This window comes from Propionibacterium acidifaciens (assembly GCF_003798325.1).
GTDB lineage: Bacteria > Actinomycetota > Actinomycetes > Propionibacteriales > Propionibacteriaceae > Propionibacterium > Propionibacterium acidifaciens.
Genome location: NZ_CP033719.1, coordinates 361288 through 377870 on the forward strand (window position 1 = coordinate 361288; position 16583 = coordinate 377870).

16 protein-coding genes are annotated in these 16583 nt (G+C 72.1%); 4 read left to right on the plus strand and 12 right to left on the minus strand.

Features of this window, described 5'->3' with window-relative positions:
• Positions 1–5: 5 nt before the first annotated feature.
• The 3 genes from murI to clpS form a co-directional block, all read right to left on the minus strand.
• Entirely contained in the window at positions 6–839 is an 834-nt protein-coding gene (gene murI / locus EGX94_RS01560; protein WP_043121332.1) for a glutamate racemase, read from the minus strand.
• Between the two features lie 260 nt (positions 840–1099).
• On the minus strand, positions 1100–1687 hold the full coding sequence (locus tag EGX94_RS01565) for a DUF2017 domain-containing protein (protein ID WP_021798548.1): 588 nt from the start codon (positions 1685–1687) through the stop codon (positions 1100–1102).
• Entirely contained in the window at positions 1687–1995 is a 309-nt protein-coding gene (clpS, locus tag EGX94_RS01570) for an ATP-dependent Clp protease adapter ClpS (RefSeq protein WP_028706849.1), read from the minus strand. The genes EGX94_RS01565 and clpS overlap by 1 nt, the downstream gene beginning before the upstream one ends.
• Before the next feature lie 157 nt (positions 1996–2152).
• On the opposite strand from clpS, the gene EGX94_RS01575 reads away from it, so the two are divergent.
• The 4 genes from EGX94_RS01575 to EGX94_RS01590 all read left to right on the plus strand — a co-directional run bounded on the left by EGX94_RS01575 (position 2153) and on the right by EGX94_RS01590 (position 6575).
• Complete coding sequence (locus EGX94_RS01575) at positions 2153–3508, plus strand: nicotinate phosphoribosyltransferase (protein ID WP_021798550.1); 1356 nt, start codon at positions 2153–2155, stop codon at positions 3506–3508.
• A gap of 48 nt (positions 3509–3556) precedes the next feature.
• Positions 3557–4564: a 1,4-dihydroxy-2-naphthoyl-CoA synthase gene (locus EGX94_RS01580; RefSeq protein ID WP_021798549.1), complete on the plus strand. Its 1008-nt coding sequence runs from the start codon at positions 3557–3559 to the stop codon at positions 4562–4564.
• Positions 4565–4577: 13 nt separating this feature from the next.
• Entirely contained in the window at positions 4578–5816 is a 1239-nt protein-coding gene (locus tag EGX94_RS01585; RefSeq protein ID WP_123825813.1) for an AMP-binding protein, read from the plus strand.
• A 135-nt stretch (positions 5817–5951) separates the two neighbouring features.
• The gene (locus EGX94_RS01590; protein WP_021796910.1) at positions 5952–6575 is read left to right on the plus strand and encodes an isochorismatase family protein; all 624 of its coding nucleotides are present in this window, start codon (positions 5952–5954) and stop codon (positions 6573–6575) included.
• On the opposite strand, the gene EGX94_RS01595 is transcribed toward EGX94_RS01590, so the two are convergent.
• From EGX94_RS01595 to EGX94_RS01635, 9 genes are all read right to left on the minus strand, one after another.
• Positions 6566–7522, minus strand: coding sequence for a DUF3152 domain-containing protein (locus tag EGX94_RS01595; protein ID WP_021796906.1), 957 nt, complete (start codon positions 7520–7522; stop codon positions 6566–6568). The genes EGX94_RS01590 and EGX94_RS01595 overlap by 10 nt on opposite strands.
• Positions 7523–7725: 203 nt before the next feature.
• Positions 7726–9219 (minus strand): flotillin family protein, encoded by a 1494-nt coding sequence (locus EGX94_RS01600; protein ID WP_021796907.1) that lies wholly within the window; start codon positions 9217–9219, stop codon positions 7726–7728.
• A 94-nt stretch (positions 9220–9313) separates the two neighbouring features.
• On the minus strand, positions 9314–9856 hold the full coding sequence (locus tag EGX94_RS13985; protein ID WP_021796911.1) for an NfeD family protein: 543 nt from the start codon (positions 9854–9856) through the stop codon (positions 9314–9316).
• Between the two features lie 121 nt (positions 9857–9977).
• Entirely contained in the window at positions 9978–11333 is a 1356-nt protein-coding gene (locus EGX94_RS01610; protein WP_021796905.1) for an MFS transporter, read from the minus strand.
• A gap of 80 nt (positions 11334–11413) precedes the next feature.
• Positions 11414–12367: a sugar kinase gene (locus tag EGX94_RS01615; RefSeq protein ID WP_043120650.1), complete on the minus strand. Its 954-nt coding sequence runs from the start codon at positions 12365–12367 to the stop codon at positions 11414–11416.
• The gene (locus EGX94_RS01620) at positions 12367–13032 is read right to left on the minus strand and encodes an L-ribulose-5-phosphate 4-epimerase (RefSeq protein WP_021796904.1); all 666 of its coding nucleotides are present in this window, start codon (positions 13030–13032) and stop codon (positions 12367–12369) included. Before EGX94_RS01620 ends, EGX94_RS01615 begins: the two co-directional genes overlap by 1 nt.
• Before the next feature lie 136 nt (positions 13033–13168).
• Positions 13169–14041 (minus strand): L-ribulose-5-phosphate 3-epimerase, encoded by an 873-nt coding sequence (locus EGX94_RS01625; RefSeq protein ID WP_043120651.1) that lies wholly within the window; start codon positions 14039–14041, stop codon positions 13169–13171.
• Positions 14038–14694, minus strand: a complete 657-nt coding sequence (locus EGX94_RS01630; RefSeq protein WP_021796903.1) for a 3-dehydro-L-gulonate-6-phosphate decarboxylase — start codon at positions 14692–14694, stop codon at positions 14038–14040. Before EGX94_RS01630 ends, EGX94_RS01625 begins: the two co-directional genes overlap by 4 nt.
• Before the next feature lie 4 nt (positions 14695–14698).
• Entirely contained in the window at positions 14699–15691 is a 993-nt protein-coding gene (locus tag EGX94_RS01635) for a phosphotriesterase family protein (RefSeq protein ID WP_021796902.1), read from the minus strand.
• Positions 15692–16583 lie beyond the last annotated feature (892 nt).

Genomic DNA, 16583 nt, shown 5'->3' on the forward strand with positions numbered 1-16583 from the left:
CGGGCTCAACGCCCGTCGATGCTGGCCGACTCCACCTGGCTCACGAAGCCCCCCATGAGGCGCCGACCCAGGCCCTGGAAGTGCTCGGCGTCGCCGGTGGTGAGGAAGCGGCGGGTCGGCTCGTGGTCGAGATCGTCGCGCAGCAGGTCCAGGCGGGTCAGCTCGGCGAAGACGGTGCGGGCGCACTCGTCGGAGCTGGAGACGAGAGTGACGCGTTCGCCCATGACGTAGCTGATGACGCCCGACAGGAGCGGGTAGTGCGTGCAGCCGAGGATGAGCGTGTCGACGTCGGCCTCCTGGAGCGGGGCGAGGTACTCGCGGGCGGTCGCGAGGATACGGGGGCCGGTCGTGACGCCCGTCTCGACGTACTCGACGAACTTCGGGCACACCTGCGTGAACAGCTGGACGGGCGAGGCGCCGAGGGCGTCGTCGTAGGCGAGCGAGCTCGCGGTGGCCTGCGTGCTGATGACGCCGATGCGGCCGTTGCGGGTGATCGCGGCGGCCTTGCGGGCGGCCGGCACGACCACCTCGACGACCGGCACGTCGTAGCGCTCGCGGGCGTCGCGCAGGGCTGCCGCCGAGCCCGTGTTGCAGGCGATGACGAGGGCCTTCACGCCCCGATGGACGAGATCGTCGAGGGCCTCCAGGACGAAGCCGCGCACCTGGGCGATCGGGCGCGGGCCGTAGGGGGCGCGGGCCGTGTCGCCCAGGTAGAGGATGTCCTCGTGCGGCAGCAGGTCGACGACCGAGCGGGCCACCGTCAGGCCACCGAAGCCGGAGTCGAAGACGCCGATCGGCGCGTTCGCGTCGCCCGCCGCGGCGGGCGCGTCGTCGGTCACCGGTGAGTCCGTCGTGTCGAGTTCCGGGTTGAGCACGCCTCCGATCCTAGTCTCCGCCCCGGCCGCCCCGCGCCGCGGAGCCCGTGCGGGCCCCGGGCCGGCGACGGCGGGCCGCGCGCATCGCACCCCGGATCCGCGTCCCGTACCGGCGGGCCCGCATCGTCGGCCATGGCGGCGGGCCGGTCCCCGACCGGCCCGGGAGTCGGGTCCCCGCCGCCGACGGTCCATGGCACGGGCCCGGCCCCCTGCCCGGTGGGGGGTCAGTGGAGGCAGTCGAGGAGGGACTCCTGCACCCAGCCGAGCCATTCGTAGACCGAGAAGACGGCGGCCATCGGGTCGTCCTCGGGCAGCTCGGCGAGCCGGTCGGCGTCGTCGGCGGTGAGGATGCCCAGACGCACCGACAGGGCCAGGCGCACGGCGGTGAGGGTCTTGAGCCAGGCGTCGATGTGCTCGTCCGGCACGGCGCAGCGCATGTCGCCGCCCACCTGGTTGAGATCGGAGAGCATCGCCACGGCGGCGTCGAGCTTGGCGTCGCGCTGCTCGGCGAGACTGAAGCGGCGGAACTCGGACGAGGCCTGCGGATCGTTCTGGTAGGCGTCGGGGAAGAGCCGCCGCAGGGCCGGGTCGACGTCGGGGTTGCGGCGGAAGTCGTCGGTCGGCGGGTCGTTGAGCTCGCGCTCGAGCTCGGCGAAGAGGTCCTGCTCCCCCAACCCGTTCGTCGTCCTGGGGGGCATGTCGTCGCCGGTGAGCAGTTCCATGAACTGGTCGACGAGGCTCGTCATGACGCTGAGCTCGGCGGCCTCGAAGGTGCAGGTGAGCTGCCCGCGGCGGCGGCGGAAGGAGTGCACTACTCGCCCCTGCCGACGGTGGCCCACAGGCCGAAGCCGTGCATGGCGTTGACGTCGCGCTCCATCCGCTCGCGGCTCCCGGAGCTGACGACCGCCCTGCCCTCCATGTGCACCTGCATCATGAGGCGCTCGGCGCGGTCGCGCGAGTAGTGGAAGTAGGTGCAGAAGACATGGGTGACGTAGCTCATGAGGTTCACGGGGTCGTCCCAGACGATCGTCACCCAGCTGCGATTGCCCACGGCCTCCTCGGCAGGACGCTCGACGAGGGCGGTACCGCCGCTGGGCGCCTGAGGGGGAGCTTCCATCATGGTTCCATTCTGTCTCACGAGTCAACCGGGGCCGGCGCCCCGGCCGGGGGGACGGTCCGGCCCCGTGGCCACGGGGAACGGGCCGGCCCGGCACTGCTTTCCGACCATGGATCGACATCGGCGTCGGACGCCGGGCGCCGCGCCGTAGGGTGGCCCCATGCCCACAACGTCACTGCTCACCGACATGTACGAGCTCACGATGGTCAAAGCCGCCCTCCACGCGAGCCGGGCCAACCGCCACGTGCTCTTCGAGCTGTTCCCCCGCCGCCTGCCCCAGGGCCGCTCGTACGGCGTCGTGGCCGGGGTCGGGCGCGCCCTCGCGGCCCTCGCCGACTTCCGCTTCGGCGACGAGGAGATCGACTACCTGCTGCGCGAGGGCGTCGCCGACGACGCCCTCGCCGAGTACCTGGCCGGCTACCGCTTCCACGGCGACATCGTCGGCTACCCCGAGGGCGAGCTCTACTTCGGCGGCTCCCCCCTGCTGCAGGTCGAGGGCTCGTTCGCCGAGGTCGTGCTCCTCGAGACGCTGCTGCTGTCGATCTACAACCACGACTGCGCGATCGCCGCGGCCGCCTCCCGCATGACGATGGCCGCCCAGGGCCGCCCGATCGCCGAGTTCGGCGCCCGGCGCACTCACGAGGCCTCAGCCGTCGCGGCCGCCCGCGCCGCCTGGATCGCCGGCTTCAGCTCCACCTCCGACCTCGAGGCGGGCCGCACCTGGGGCATCCCCGTGTCGGGCACCGCGGCCCACGCGTTCACGATGCTCTTCGACTCCGAGGCCGAGGCCTTCGGCGCCCAGCTCGAGTGGCTCGGCGAGGACACGACGCTGCTCGTCGACACCTACGACATCGACGCCGCGATCGAGAAGGCCGTCGAGCTGACCGGCGGCGCCCTCGGCGGCGTGCGCATCGACTCGGGCGATCTGTTCACCGAGGTCACCCACGTGCGCGAGCTGCTCGACCGGCTCGGCGCGACGAGCACGCGGATCATCGTGACGAACGACCTCGACGAGTACCAGATCGCCGCCCTGCGCGGCGCCCCCGTCGACGGCTTCGGCGTCGGCACCTCCCTGGTCACCGGCTCGGGGCATCCCACGTGCGGCTTCGTCTACAAGCTCGTCGCCCGCGCCACCGCCGACTCCCCCGACGCGCCGCTCATCGACGTGGCGAAGAAGTCGGCGAACAAGAGGACGATCGGCGGCCGCAAGTTCGCGCTGCGCTCCATCGACGAGCGGGGGAAGGCCCAGGCCGAGGTGATCGGCGTCAACGCCGCCCCACGCGCCGACTCGGGCGACCGCACGCTGCTCGTCGACCTCGTGCGCAACGGCGAGGCCGTCGGCGCCGAGCCCCTGCAGGACGCCCGCGACCGGCACGAGGCCGCCCGCGCCGAGCTGCCGATCGACGCCCAGCGCATCTCGAACGCCGAGCCGGCCGTCCCGACGATCATCCTCGACGAGCAGGGCCGCGAGCTCGACAACGTCTACGCCGCGGGCCGGCCGGCGGAGAACGTCTGACGGCCCATCGGGCCCGGCCTCCGGCGGGGCGGGTGATAGCTTCGGCCCATGAGCAGTCTTCCCGGCGTTTCCGACACCTTCGACGCAGCGCGCTGGCGCGAGGCCCGGCCCGATGACGTCCCGCTGCGCGAGACCACCTACCACCGCCTCGTCTCGCGCGGCGAGGTCGACGGCGCCCCGGCCGGCCACGACCTTCCGGTGGTGCGCATCGCCTTCGACCGCCCGGAGCTGCGCAACGCCTTCGGCCCGCAGACCGTCGACGAGCTGTACCGGTGCATCGACGACGCCCGCTCCACGCCCGACGTCGCGGCCATCATCCTCACCGGCAACGGCCCCTCCTCCAGGGACGGCGGGCACGCCTTCTCCTCGGGCGGGAACCAGTTGCAGCGCGGCGCCGACGGCTACCAGTACCAGCCCGACGAGACCCCGCACGGCGCCGGCCACGAGGGGCTCGAGCAGGGCATGACGCCCCAGCGGGCCGCGCGCATCGACCGGGGCCGGCGCGCCCGCATGCACATCCTCGAGGTGCAGCGCCTCATGCGGTCCACCCCGAAACCCATCATCGCGGCGGTCGGCGGCTGGACGACCGGCGGCGGGCACTCGCTCATGGTCGTCTGCGACCTGGCCGTCGCCAGCGCCGAGCACGCGATCTTCAAGCAGGTGGACGCCGACGTCGGCTCCTTCGACGCCGGCTACGGCGCCGGCCTGCTGGCCCGACAGATCGGGGACAAGCGCGCCCGGCGGATCTTCTACCTCGCCGAGCCCTACACCCCGACCGAGGCCGAGGCCTGGGGCGTCGTCAACGCGGTGGTGCCGCACGCCGAGCTCGAGGAGACCGCGATCGGATGGGGCCTGACGGTCGCCACCAAGTCGCCGCAGTCGATCCGCATGCTCAAGTACGCGTTCAACATGATCGACGACGGCATCGCCGGCCAGCAGGCCTTCGCCGGCGAGGCGACCCGGCTCGCCTACATGACCGCCGAGGCCCAGGAGGGCCGCGACGCCTTCCTCCAGCACCGCGCGCCGGACTGGTCGCCGTACCCGTACTACTTCTGATGCCCCTCCCCTGATGCCCGGCTCCCCCGCAGCATCGCCCCGCGTCCTCGTCGCGGCGCGCACCGGAGCCTCGGCGCGGGCGCTCGCGCGGGCGCTGGAACCGCTCCTGGCCGGCGAGGACGGCCCGCTCCTGCTGCCCGCCGGCCCCGACGAGGACGCCGCCGCGCTGGCCGTCGACGCCGCCGCGCGGACCGTCCGCCGGCCGGACGGGGCGCGCCTGGTGATGCGCACCTCCGGCTCGACGAGCGGCAGCGGCCGGCTCGTCGGTCTGTCGGGCGCGCAGCTGCGCGCCTCGGCCGCCGCCACCGACGAGTCCCTGGGCGGGCCCGGCACCTGGGTGCTGGCGCTGCCGCCGCACCACATCGCCGGGCTCCAGGTGATCGTACGGTCGGTACTGGCGGGCCGCGAGCCGGTCGTCGTCGAGCATCGGGCCACGCCGGAGCGCATCGCCCGGGCCGTCGGGGAGGCGGCCCGGCGCGACCCGCACGGGCGCGTCCACGTCTCGCTCGTACCCACCCAGCTCGCCGATGCGCTCGCCGACGACGCGGCGGTCGGGGCCCTGACCGGGGCGGCGTCCGTGCTCGTCGGCGGGGCGACGACGCCGGCCCCGCTCGTCGCGGCGTCCCGGGACGCCGGGCTGACGCTGCGCCTGAGCTACGGCATGAGCGAGACCTGCGGCGGCTGCGTCCACGACGGGCTCCCGCTGCCCGGGGTGCGGGTGGCGTTCGGCCCGCCCGACGGCGGGGACGGGCCGGACGGGCGCCCCGGGGGCCGGGTCTGGCTCAGCGGGCCGATGGTGATGAGCGACTACCTCGACGGGGAGCCCGGCGTGCGCGTCCTGGGCGGGGGGCGGTGGCTGGCCACGAGCGATCTCGGCTCGATGTCCGGAGGGAGGCTCGCGGTCGACGGGCGCGTCGACGACGTCATCGTGAGCGGAGGTCTCAAGATCAGCGCTCCCGCCGTGGCGGAGGCGGTCCTGGGCACCGGGCTCGTGAGCCGCTGCGTCGTCGTCGGACTCGACGACGAGCGCTGGGGTCGTCTCGTCGCCGCCGCCGTCGTCGCACCCGGGGGCCTCGACGCCGCCGGGCTGCGCGACGCGGTCGGCCGGGCGATCGGGCGCGAGCGCGCGCCGCGGGTCATCGGACGGTTCGACGAGCTGCCGATGCTCGCCTCGGGCAAACCCGACCGGGCGGCGATCAGGGCCCTCCTGTCGGGGGCCCGCGTGGACGGCACAGCCTGGGAGCGCGGCTGAGACGGGCCCGTCCGCAGGGCTCGGGCCAGTCGGGGCATCTTCCGATCGGGGCCGCCTGCGCGGATGATCCCCCGACGAGCCCGGTGGCGCCCCACAGCCCCGACCGTCTGCGCGTCAGACGGATAGACTCCCCTCATGAGCGTCACGCAGCAGAATCCCCGCGCCCTTCTCGTCGTCGACGTCCAGCCGACCTTCTGCGAGGGCGGCGCCCTGGCCGTTCCCGGGGGCGACGCCGTCGCGGGGCGCATCGCCGAGTACGCCCTCTCCCGCCGCGGCGACTACGCCCTGGTGGTCACCACCCAGGACTGGCACGTCGATCCGGGGGCGCACTTCTCCCCGACCCCCGACTTCGTCGACAGCTGGCCTCCCCACGGCATCGCAGGGAGCGAGGAGGCCGAGCTCCACCCGGCCCTGGCGGGGCTCCGCCCGGACGCCCGGGTGCGCAAGGGCCAGTACGCCGCTGCCTACTCCGGCTTCGAGGGCGTCACCGATGACGGTACCGGTCTGGACGAGGTGCTCCGCTCCCGCCGGATCACCGACGTCGACGTCGTCGGCCTCGCCGAGTCGCACTGCGTCAAGGACACCGCCCTCGACGCGGCGGCGCGCGGCTACCGGGTGCGCGTGCTGACCGACCTCACCGAGCCGGTCACCCCCGAACAGGGGCGGGCCGCCCGGGACGCCATGGCGGCGGCCGGGATCGAACTCACCGGGTCGGGCGCTCGGCCCGCCGCCGACGCCCGACCGGACGATCAGTCGTAGCCCACCTCGGCCGGCCACCAGGCCGGCACGCAGCCCTGCAGGTCGATGGTCTGCTGCAGCATGATCGGGGCCGGCTGCCCCGCCCCGGGGCAGGGCACGTGCCCGAAGCCGATGTAGTGGCCGACCTCGTGGTTGACCAGGTAGGTGCGGTAGGCGTCGACGGTCTGGCCGGCGTAGGGCGGCGCGGCGAACAGCCAGCGGTCGACGTTGAGCGCCACCCTGTTGCCGTTGCGGCAGTCCACCAGGCCCCGCGTGTCGTCGGGCTGGCACAGCTCGTCGACGGTGCCGGCGCTGCCGACGTAGATCGTGAAGTCCGCCTGGTCGGGGTCCGAGACGAGTTGGAAGCTGTTGTCCTGGTAGCCTGTCCAGCCCCGCTCGTCGTTGAGGATCGAGGAGATCTGGGTGGCGGTGGCCTCGACGTCCAGGGGCAGGCCCTGCTCGACCTTCACCGAGTAGCTGTGCACGGTGGCGGTCCGTTGGGAGGGGGCGACGTCCAGGTCGGCCACCTGCCACTGCCCGGTCGAGGTGATGTTCGAGTGCCAGTACCCCAGGTCGTCGCGGGAGGCCTTGAGGGTCACGCCGTCGACGATGACCGTCGCGGTCGTCGGATCGCCGGTCACGGCGGTCGGCAGCGGGGCGTCACCGGCTCCCGCCGAACCGCCGATGCTCACCGCGGTACCCGCGCTCAAACTGGCGACGTCCGTACCACTGGTCGTACCCGTGCCGGTGGGGCCCGCGGCCGGCGGCTCCGGGCCGCCGTGAGGGCCGGTGCAGCGGACGACGACGAGAACGATGACGAGGACGAGCACTGCCGCTGCGACCACGGCGCGGTACCACGGCCGCCGCGACCACTGGGCGCGCAGCGATTCGGCCGGAGCCGCGCTCCGGTCGAGGGCCCTCCGGGGCCGCTGCGCGGCGCGGCGTCGGGGCTCGTGCGGGGAAGTCACGGAACCATCTTACGAACCCGACGGGCCCGCCGGCCCCCGCGAGGGGCGGCTCGGGCCCGCGACGACGGATGATGGGACGGATGACGGGGAGCGGGGACGGTCCATCGCCGGGCCGTCACGGACCCGTGGAGGGGCCCGGCGGGCCCCTCCACCGACGGCGGCGCCGCCCCGGCCGCTCCCGTCGGGCGGCCGGGGCGCCGTTGTCACTGGGCCTGCTGGTCGTCCCCGCCGCGCCTGTCGACGTAGCGCGCGACGAGCTCCTGGAGGTCGATGCCGGTGGCGTTCTTGACCATCTCGAGAGTCTCGACGACGGTGCCGGTGACCTGCTTGGGGCCGGACCCGGCGCCATCGGCGCTGATGACCGTGTACTTGTCGATGCCGCTCATGGGGGCGGCGATCTTCTCGGCCACCTGCGGCAGCGCGTTGACGAGCATCTCGACGACGGCGGCGTCGTTGTAGCGGGCGTAGGCGTCGGCCTTCTTGTTCATGGCCTCGGCCTCCGCCTGGCCGGTGGCGAGGATGGACGCGGCCTGGGCCTCGCCCTCGGCGCGGACGGCCTCGGCGGCGGCGAGGCGGAGGGCCTTCTCGGCCTCGCCCTGCCTGGCGCCCTCGATGGCGGCCGCCTCGGCGAGGGCAGTGCGGCGGGACTTGTCGCCGACGCCGACGAGGCGCGCCTTCTCGGCGTCGGCCTCGGCGGCGGCGATGGCGGCGGCCTTGGCGGCCTCGGCCTCGAAGATCTCGGCGTTCTTGCGGCCCTCGGCCTCGGTCTCCATGCGGTAGCGCTCGGCGTCGGCAGGCTTGCGGACCTCGGTGTCGAGCTGGCGGTCCTTGAGGGCCGCCTGGCGCACGGCCACCTTCTCCTGCTCGGTCAGGATGGCCTGGTCGCGGTCGGCCTGCGCGAGCGGCCCGGCGGCCGCCGCCTGGGCGGCGGCCGCATCGGTCTCGGCCTTGATCTCGGCCTGCTTCAGCATGAGCGCGCGCTCGGAGACGGCGATCTCCTGCTGAGCGGCGATGCGGGCCTGCTCGGCCTCCTGCCGGGAGGAGGCCTCGGCGACGGCGGCGAGCTGCTGCACCTTGGCGGCCTCGGGACGGCCGAGATCGGTGAGGTAGGTACCGTCGTCGGTGATGTCCTGGATCTGGAAGGTGTCCAGCACCAGGCCCTGGCCGGTGAGGGAGGCCTCGGACTCGTCGGCGACGCGCTGGGCGAAGGCCGCGCGGTCGCGGATGATCTGCTCGACGGTGAGGCCGCCGACGATGGAGCGCAGCGAGCCGGCGAGGGTCTCCTGGGTGAAGGACTCGATCTCGTCCTGCTGGGCGAGGAAGCGCTGGGCGGCGGCCCGGATCGAGTCCTCGTTGCCGCCCACCTTGACGATGGCCACGCCGTCGAGGTTGAGCTTGATGCCCTGGCCGGAGACGGCGCCCCGGATCTGGACCATGATGCGGCGGCTGGACAGGTCCATGACGTACAGGTGCTGGACGAAGGGGATGACGAAGACCCCGCCGCCCATGACGACCTTCTGACCGGACAGGTCTGTGGACACGATGCCGGTCTCGGGGTTGATGACCTCCTTGCCGCGACGGCCCGTGACGATGAAGGCCTCGTTGGGGCCGGCGACGCGGTAGCGGCTCGCGATGAGCAGACCGATGAGTATGAGGAGCACGATCACGCCGATGATCGCGAGAATGATGCTGTTCAACTGTTCTCCTTGAGGGTTGACGAACCGAAGCACACTAGCGGAACGGGACGGCGACACGCCAGAGGCGTCCAGAGCCCGGTGTCCTCCGGAGCAGTCACCGGTCCGCGCCGCCGCCCGCGTCGGGGGCCGGCAGAGCGTCGATCGGGCGCACGCCGACGGCGGTCGGGGTGAGGACCTCGCTGATCCACACGCGCTCCCCCGCCGCGATGTCCGTCGTCGCTCGGGCCGAGACGGTGAGCAGATGCCCGTTGTGGGAGAGCCGGATCCGGCCGTAGCCGTCGGCGGGGATCGCGGTGATGACGCTCGCCTCGGCGCCGACGAGCGAGTCGGTGCGCACCGTGTTGGAGCTGCCCTGGCGGCGCAGCACCCGGGTGAGCCGCGTGGAGCCGTAGGCCAGGGCGACGCCGAGCACGAGACCCGTCAGGACGCCGACCGGCACGAGGCCGCTCGTGCCCAGGCCGATGGCGCCGCCGAAGCCGAAGCCCCCCACGAGGCCGGCCAGGCCCGCCGTGGAGAAGACGTCGGAGTCGAAGACGCCCTCGGCCGAGCCGAGGAGGCCGTCGAGCACGTCGCCGATGACGAGCGCGGCGAGCAGCAGGGCCACGCCCACGGCACCGATGATGAGAAAAGTCGTCATGTGGGATCGTCCTTCCGCCCACAGCCTAGGGGTCCCCCGCTCCGCAGCGGCGTCCGCCCGGGAACCGGACGCCGCGGGAGGGACAGACGACGGGCCCGGCCCCGGTTCGGGGAGCGCTCGCTCAGATCTCCTCCAGGGCGACCCCCTTCGTCTCCTTGGCGAACAGGTAGATGATGCCGCCGAGCAGCAGCAGCACGGCGAACAGCACGAAGGCCGGGAACACCGCGTCGAGCGTGACGTTCTGCTGCACCGCGTCGCCACCGATCATCGCGCCCATGAGGGCGGGCCCGAAGATCTTGGCGCTCGAGCCGATGCCGTAGCCCAGGCCGAGGCCGGTGGAGCGCACGTCGTTGGGGAACTGCTCGCCGCCGAAGGCGTTGAGGATGCCGAAGGCGCCGTCGCCGAAGCCCATCGTCATGAGGATCCCGATGAAGAAGATCACCCAGCTCGCCTGCAGGTGCGCCGAGAAGGCCACGACGAGCGAGCCGGCCGCGCCGAGCAGGCCGTAGAGGAACATCGTCCGGCGACGGCCGATGAGGTCGGCGAGCCATGCCGAGCCGAGCCGGCCCAGCAGGTCGACGAGGGAGACGAACATGAACAGCGTGCCCACCGTGCTCGCGCTCTTGGCGTAGCCGGTCTGGAGCAGTGTCTGGCCCCAGGACTGCACGGTGAAGGAGCCGAGGATGAAGCAGAACGAGCCGAGCGTCACGATGACGAGCGCCTTGAGGTGCTTGCGGAACAGCGTCGGGTACGAGGCCGAGGTCCTCTCGGCCAGCTCGGGCAGGGAGCCCAGCTGCTCGACGGGGATCTCCAGCGCCCAGGCGAGCGAGGCGCGCGCCTCCTCCGTGCGCCCCTTCGTCTGGAGGAAGCGCGGGGACTCGGGCACCGCGCGGATCCAGATGAGCAGGAACACCGGCAGCGCGCCGAGGGCGATGAGCAGGCGCCAGTTCTCGTGGAAGGCCTTCTGGGCCAGGGAGCCGAGGAACAGGCCGAACGGGATGAACACCGAGGCCAGCCCGGACAGCAGGCCGCGCTGCCTGGCCGGCACGAACTCCTGCACGTACGGGATCGAGGTGATGTTCAGCCCTCCGACGCCGATGCCGACGCCGACGCGCAGCACGGCGAGCATGATCCACCCCCGGTCGGGGGTGAAGGCCGAGACGATGGTGAACACGACGAACAGCAGGACGCACCGGAAGAAGGTGCGCCGCCGACCGATCTTGTCGGCCAGGCGGCCCCACATGATCGCGCCCACGACGGTGCCCAGACCCGAGCAGGCGAGGATGACGCCCGTCTCGGTGCCGGTCAGCTTCCAGGGCTTGGTGAGCAGGGAGACGACGAATCCGATGAGGAACATGTCGAAGAACTCGGAGATGTTCCCGACGATGGCGAGCCCGATGAGGCTTTTCTGATGGCCGGTCAACGGCCGGGAGTCGATCTGCTGCAGAGCGCTCTGCTCCGCATTCTCAGCACTCATGGTCGATCCTTTCTGTGCTTCGGCGGGGAATGACGTCCCGCCCCCGGGGCACGGCCCCGGGAGCGGCCGCGGGCGCCGGCTCAGCGGACGATGTCGGTGGTGGTCGGGATGTCGAGCTCGCTCGGCGACAGGCGCGTCAGGTCGCCGTAGTGGGTCAGGGCGAAGGCGCTGGTGCGCTGCCCGTAGCGGATGCCCTGCGCGACGTCCCCTGCCAGGAATCCGTGCAGGGTGCCCGCGACGAACGAGTCCCCGGCGCCGGGCCGGTCGAGGACCGGAACCCGGGTGACCTCGAAGGTCCGGTCGCCCCGGGTCTCGTCGGACAGGTAGACGCCGTCGACCTGGTCGGTGGAGACGACCGTGGGCACGCCGAACAGCTCGCGCAGCGCGGAGCAGGCGCCCTGACCCCGGGCCCGCACGCCGAAGACGGCCTCGCCGTCGCGGCGGGAGCAGAACACGATGCTCGACTTGCGGGCGATCGGCTCGAGCACCTCGCGCGCACGACCGGTGTCCCACAGCAGCGAGCGGTGGTTCACGTCGAGGGCGATGCGCACGCCCCGGTCCGCGGCCCGGTCGACGAACTCGGTGACGACCTCGGCGGTGTTCGTGGTCAGGGCGGCGGTGATGCCGGTGACGAACACCAGCTCGGTGTCGAGCATGTCGTCCCAGTTCAGGTCGGCGCTCGTCACCGAGCGGAAGGGCGTGTGCTCGCGGTCGTAGACCACCTTCGCCGGCATCGGGTACTCGCCGGGCTCCATGAAGTAGAGCGCGACACGGCCGTCGGGCTTGATGACGACGTTGGAGACGTCGACGCCCACGCCGCGGAACTCGTTGATGACGCGGTCGGCGAGCTCGCCGCGGGGCATCACGGAGGCCCATGCGGCCCGGCGGCCGAGCTGGCTGAGCAGGCCGGCGACGTTCGCCTCGGAGCAGGCCGCGGTCATGCGCAGCTGGTGGGCGCTCATGAGGCGCTCGCCCTTGAAGCAGGTCAGACGGATCTGGCCCTCGCCGATGGTGGAGATCTCGTACTTGCTCATCACTTCACCCCCGTCGACGCGGCGGCGGTGCCGTAGCGGTTCATGTAGCGGTCGTGGTTGGCGGCGATGGCCTCCGGGGGGAGGTCCTCGATCCGGCCGACGATCTTGGCGTAGGTGATGGTACGGGCCACGTCCTCGACCATCACGGCGGCCTTGACGGCCTTCTCGATGGTGGCCCCGATGGTGAAGACGCCGTGCTGCTTGAGCAGGATGGCGGGCGAGTCGCCGATGTGGGCCATGATCTGCTCGCCGATCTCCTCGGTGCCGATGTTCGCGTAGCCGCCGCACGGGACGGGGCCGCCGAACTCGTCGGCGACGGCGGTGAGGCAGCAGGGGATGGGCTGGCCGGTGGCGGCCCAGGCGGTGGCGAAGGTCGAGTGCGTGTGGATGACCGAGCGCACGTCGTCGCGGTGCCGGTAGACGTACAGGTGCGAGGCCGTGTCCGAGGACGGGCCGTGGTCGCCCTCGACGACCTTCCCGTCGAGGTCGACGACGACCATGTCGTCGGGGGTCATGTGGTCGTACAGCACGCCCGAGGGCTTGATGACGACGAGTCCGGTCTGCGGGTCGCGGGCCGACAGGTTCCCGCCGGTCCAGATGACCAGACCGTGGCGCGGCAGGGCCATGTTGCCCTCGCACACCTCTTCCTTGAGTGCTTCCAGCATGAGAACGTTCCTCCTCGAACGTCGGTGCGGTGTTGTGGCTGTTGGTTGCGGAAGCGTCCGCCGACGGCGGGCGCGGATTCACGGACACGGCCGCCGGGGGCGGCGCGGACGTGGTCGGGGCGCGCGGCGCGCGCCCTCACAGGACCGGGATGCCGGCCTTGACGAGGTGCTCGGTGATGAACTCGCGGGCCCGGCCGGAACGCTCGACCGAGTCCGGGGCGTCGTCGTTCCACATCTCGATCATCATGCGGCCGGCCCAGCCCTGGGCCCTGAGCAGCTCGAAGCTGTGGTCCCAGTCGACGATGCCGGTGCCCATGTCCACGCGTCGGGGCTCCCCCCGGCGCACGTCCTTGGCGTGCAGGGCCACCATGTGGCCGCGTCCGGCCGCCAGCTCCACGTCGGGGTCCAGCCCCTGCTCGGCGATGTTGCCGAGGTCCGGGTAGACCTGCAGGTACGGGGAGTCGACCGCCTCGACGAACTGCATCGCCTTGCGCACCGAGGTCACGTCGGTGCCGTCGCCGTTCTCGATGCCCATGATGACGCCCAACCTGGCGGCCAGCGGGACCGCGTCGGCCAGCAGCTGCCCGTAGTGGCGTTCGGCGTCGGGGTTCGGGTCCTCGTAGTAGCAGTAGTAGCCGGCCACCTGGAGGACCCCGACGCCCAGGTCGTGGCAGAGCCGCAGGCCCTGGGTCATGACCTGCCGGGCCCTCTCGCGGACCTCCGGGTCGGCCGAGCCGGGGCCGATCCGCCGGTGCACCGACAGGCAGATGCCGCCGATCATGGTGCCCACCGTCTCGACGGCGCGGCGGACCATGAGCCGCGTGTCCCGACCCCACTCGAGCCTGGCCTCGCGCTCGGGGCTCTCGTCGACCGAGAGGTCGAGGTAGCCGAAGCCCGCTGCCGGCACCTGTTCGAGGAAGCGCCGCCAGTCGTCGCCTGTGGCCAGAGGGTTCCCGACGAGCGCCTTCTCATAGATGCCCAGCGTGATGCCGTCGACGAGCCCGCTCATGACCACACCCGCTCGATGGTGTCCTTGAGCTCGCGGGCCGCCGCGGCCGGGTCGTCGGCCTCGACGATGGAGCGACCGGCGATGACGATGCCCACCGGGTGCCCGGCGAAGGTCGGCAGGTCCTTCGGCGAGATGCCGCCAGTGATGGTCACGGTGAAGCCGAGCGAGGCGAGCTCGTCGATCCTGGCGAGGTCGTCGGGCTTCCAGCTCAGGTCCCCGGCGGCCTCGCGGTCGCGGGAGCGCTTGACGATGACGTGCTGGACGCCGGCGGCGCGCCAGGCCCTGGCGCGCTCGACGTCGTACCACTCGTCGGCCAGCTCGACCTGCACCTCGGTCCCGAACTCGGCGGCCACCCGGCACACCTGCTGGATCGTCGTGAGCGAGGCGCCGGCCACGCAGGAGACCAGGTCGGCGCCGGCCTCGAAGGCCAGCCGGGAGATCTTGGCGCCCGCCTCGGCAATGCGCACATCGGCGAGGATCCGCTTGTCGGGGAACAGGGCGCGGATGGCCCGTACCGCGTGATAGCCCTCGCAGAGCACCAGGATGGTGCCGCACTCGATGACGTCGACGTGCCCGGCCGCCTTCTGCAGCGGGCCGAGGGCGGCCGGCAGGTCGAGGGTGTCCAGGGCGATCTGAAGACGCGGGGTCGTCATGCGCTCAGCCCCTCACCGGATCGAAGGCGAAGAAGGCCCGCGCGTTGTTGATCAGCAGGTCCTCGACGTAGGCCGGGTCGAAGCCCTCGTCGTCGAGCAGACGCGGGCAGAAGACGGCCGGGTCGTAGTCGATGCCCGAGACCGAGCCGTAGACCTTCTGGTAGGAGGCCTTGCCGGAGTCGGTGCCGAGCAGGATCTGCTTGCCGTAGCCCTTCTCACCGAGCACTGTGAGCAGGTTGACGCGGGCGTTGTCGGGCACGTACTTGATGCGGTTGGTGCCGTCGAGCTCCACGTAGCAGCCGAGCTTGACGATCTGCTCCTGGACCCACGGGTCCCAGTTGCGCTGGATGTGGCCAATGGCGATCTTGGCGGGGTCGACGCCCTCGTCCAGCAGGAAGCGGGCCTGCTCGGGGCCGCAGGTGCCGGCGGTGACGTGGGTGTTGATCGGCGCGCCGGTCTCCTTGGAGGCAATGGCGACGGCCCTGCCCGACTTGCGCTCCCACTCGGTGATCCTGCCGTAGGCGGTGGCCCACTTGATGACGCCCGCCTTGACGGAGGTGCGCTCGACGATCGGGCCCATGTAGTCGAAGCGGTCGATGCCCTCGACGATGTCGGCGATGAGCAGGTCGGCGATCTGGTTGACGGTGTACTGGTTGACCCAGCTCTGACGCCACTCGAGGTAGACCTTCTGCTGGTGGAAGCCGGTGGCCTGGACGACGTGGAGGCCGGGGACCTTCTCGACGACCTCGAGGGTCTTGAGGACGCCGCGGCCGCTGGAGGCCGGGCACATGTCGATGACGGTCGCATCGGGCGACCAGCGCTTGGCGGCCTCGACGAAGTAGCGGGCCTCCTGGGCCGCCTTGTCGACGTCGTCGAGCAGGTGATCGGGGTCGATGTAGACCTCGCCCGCGCCGACGCGGATGAGGTGGTCGTGGGCGTTCACGACGCCGAGGGTCTCGGGCGCGACGTCGCCGGTGATCGTACGGACGATGGCCATGACGGGGTTCCTTCCTCTTCTTCGTGGAATGACGACTGCGGCCGCCCGCCGCCCCGCGAGGCTGCCCACGGGCCGTGGCCGCACCCTCTTTATCGCCCCGGAGGAACCGCGTGAGCAACACCGATTGATCACATATGTGAATCATGACAGAGAACGACTCGCACAAGACGATGATGAATCATGCTAGATTTCAACGGTTTGGGCGCTCTCAACAGCCATGAAGCTGCACATCTGTGAACACAGATGAGACATCCCGCCAGGGTGCGCCCCCTCTCGGACGGCGCACGCCGAGTACACCGCCGTCGAGGTGGCGGTCGACGCGTGGACGACCCACGGCCAGAACGGCGCACGCCGAACACGGTCCCTCACGGCAGGCCGGAACCGCCCCGCCTCCGGCGCCACACGCCCCGACCATCACGGGCGGCGGCCCCACCGACCGGGAACCGGCCCCGTTCGGCGACACGCACCAGGACGTGTCCGCAGGGGCCCGGCCGCGAGAGTCGTCCCCGGCCGGAGCACTCTCCACGGACGCCCCGACCATGTCTCACTCTGCGGCGCGCCCCGAGTCGGGCGCCCTCCGGCCGGCGCGCCGAGCCACCGGCTTCCGTGAGACGCGCCAACCGGCCGCGGCTCTTCCCCATGCGCTTTCCGACCAGCATGCCGAGACAACCGGCCTCAGCGGGACCGCTGCGAACACCGCCGGACCCGTCCGTGAGCGGACCACCGAGGCGACCATGCCGACGTGGCCTTGTTGGCGTCGCACCGGACCTGCGAGCGGGCCACCGGGGCGACTCGCAACGTCATGACCCATCGGAAGGAATCGAACCCCACGGGCCTCGTCTCGGGGTTGTCCCTGATCTTCTCCCTGATCATGGTGCGGGTGCGCGTCCGG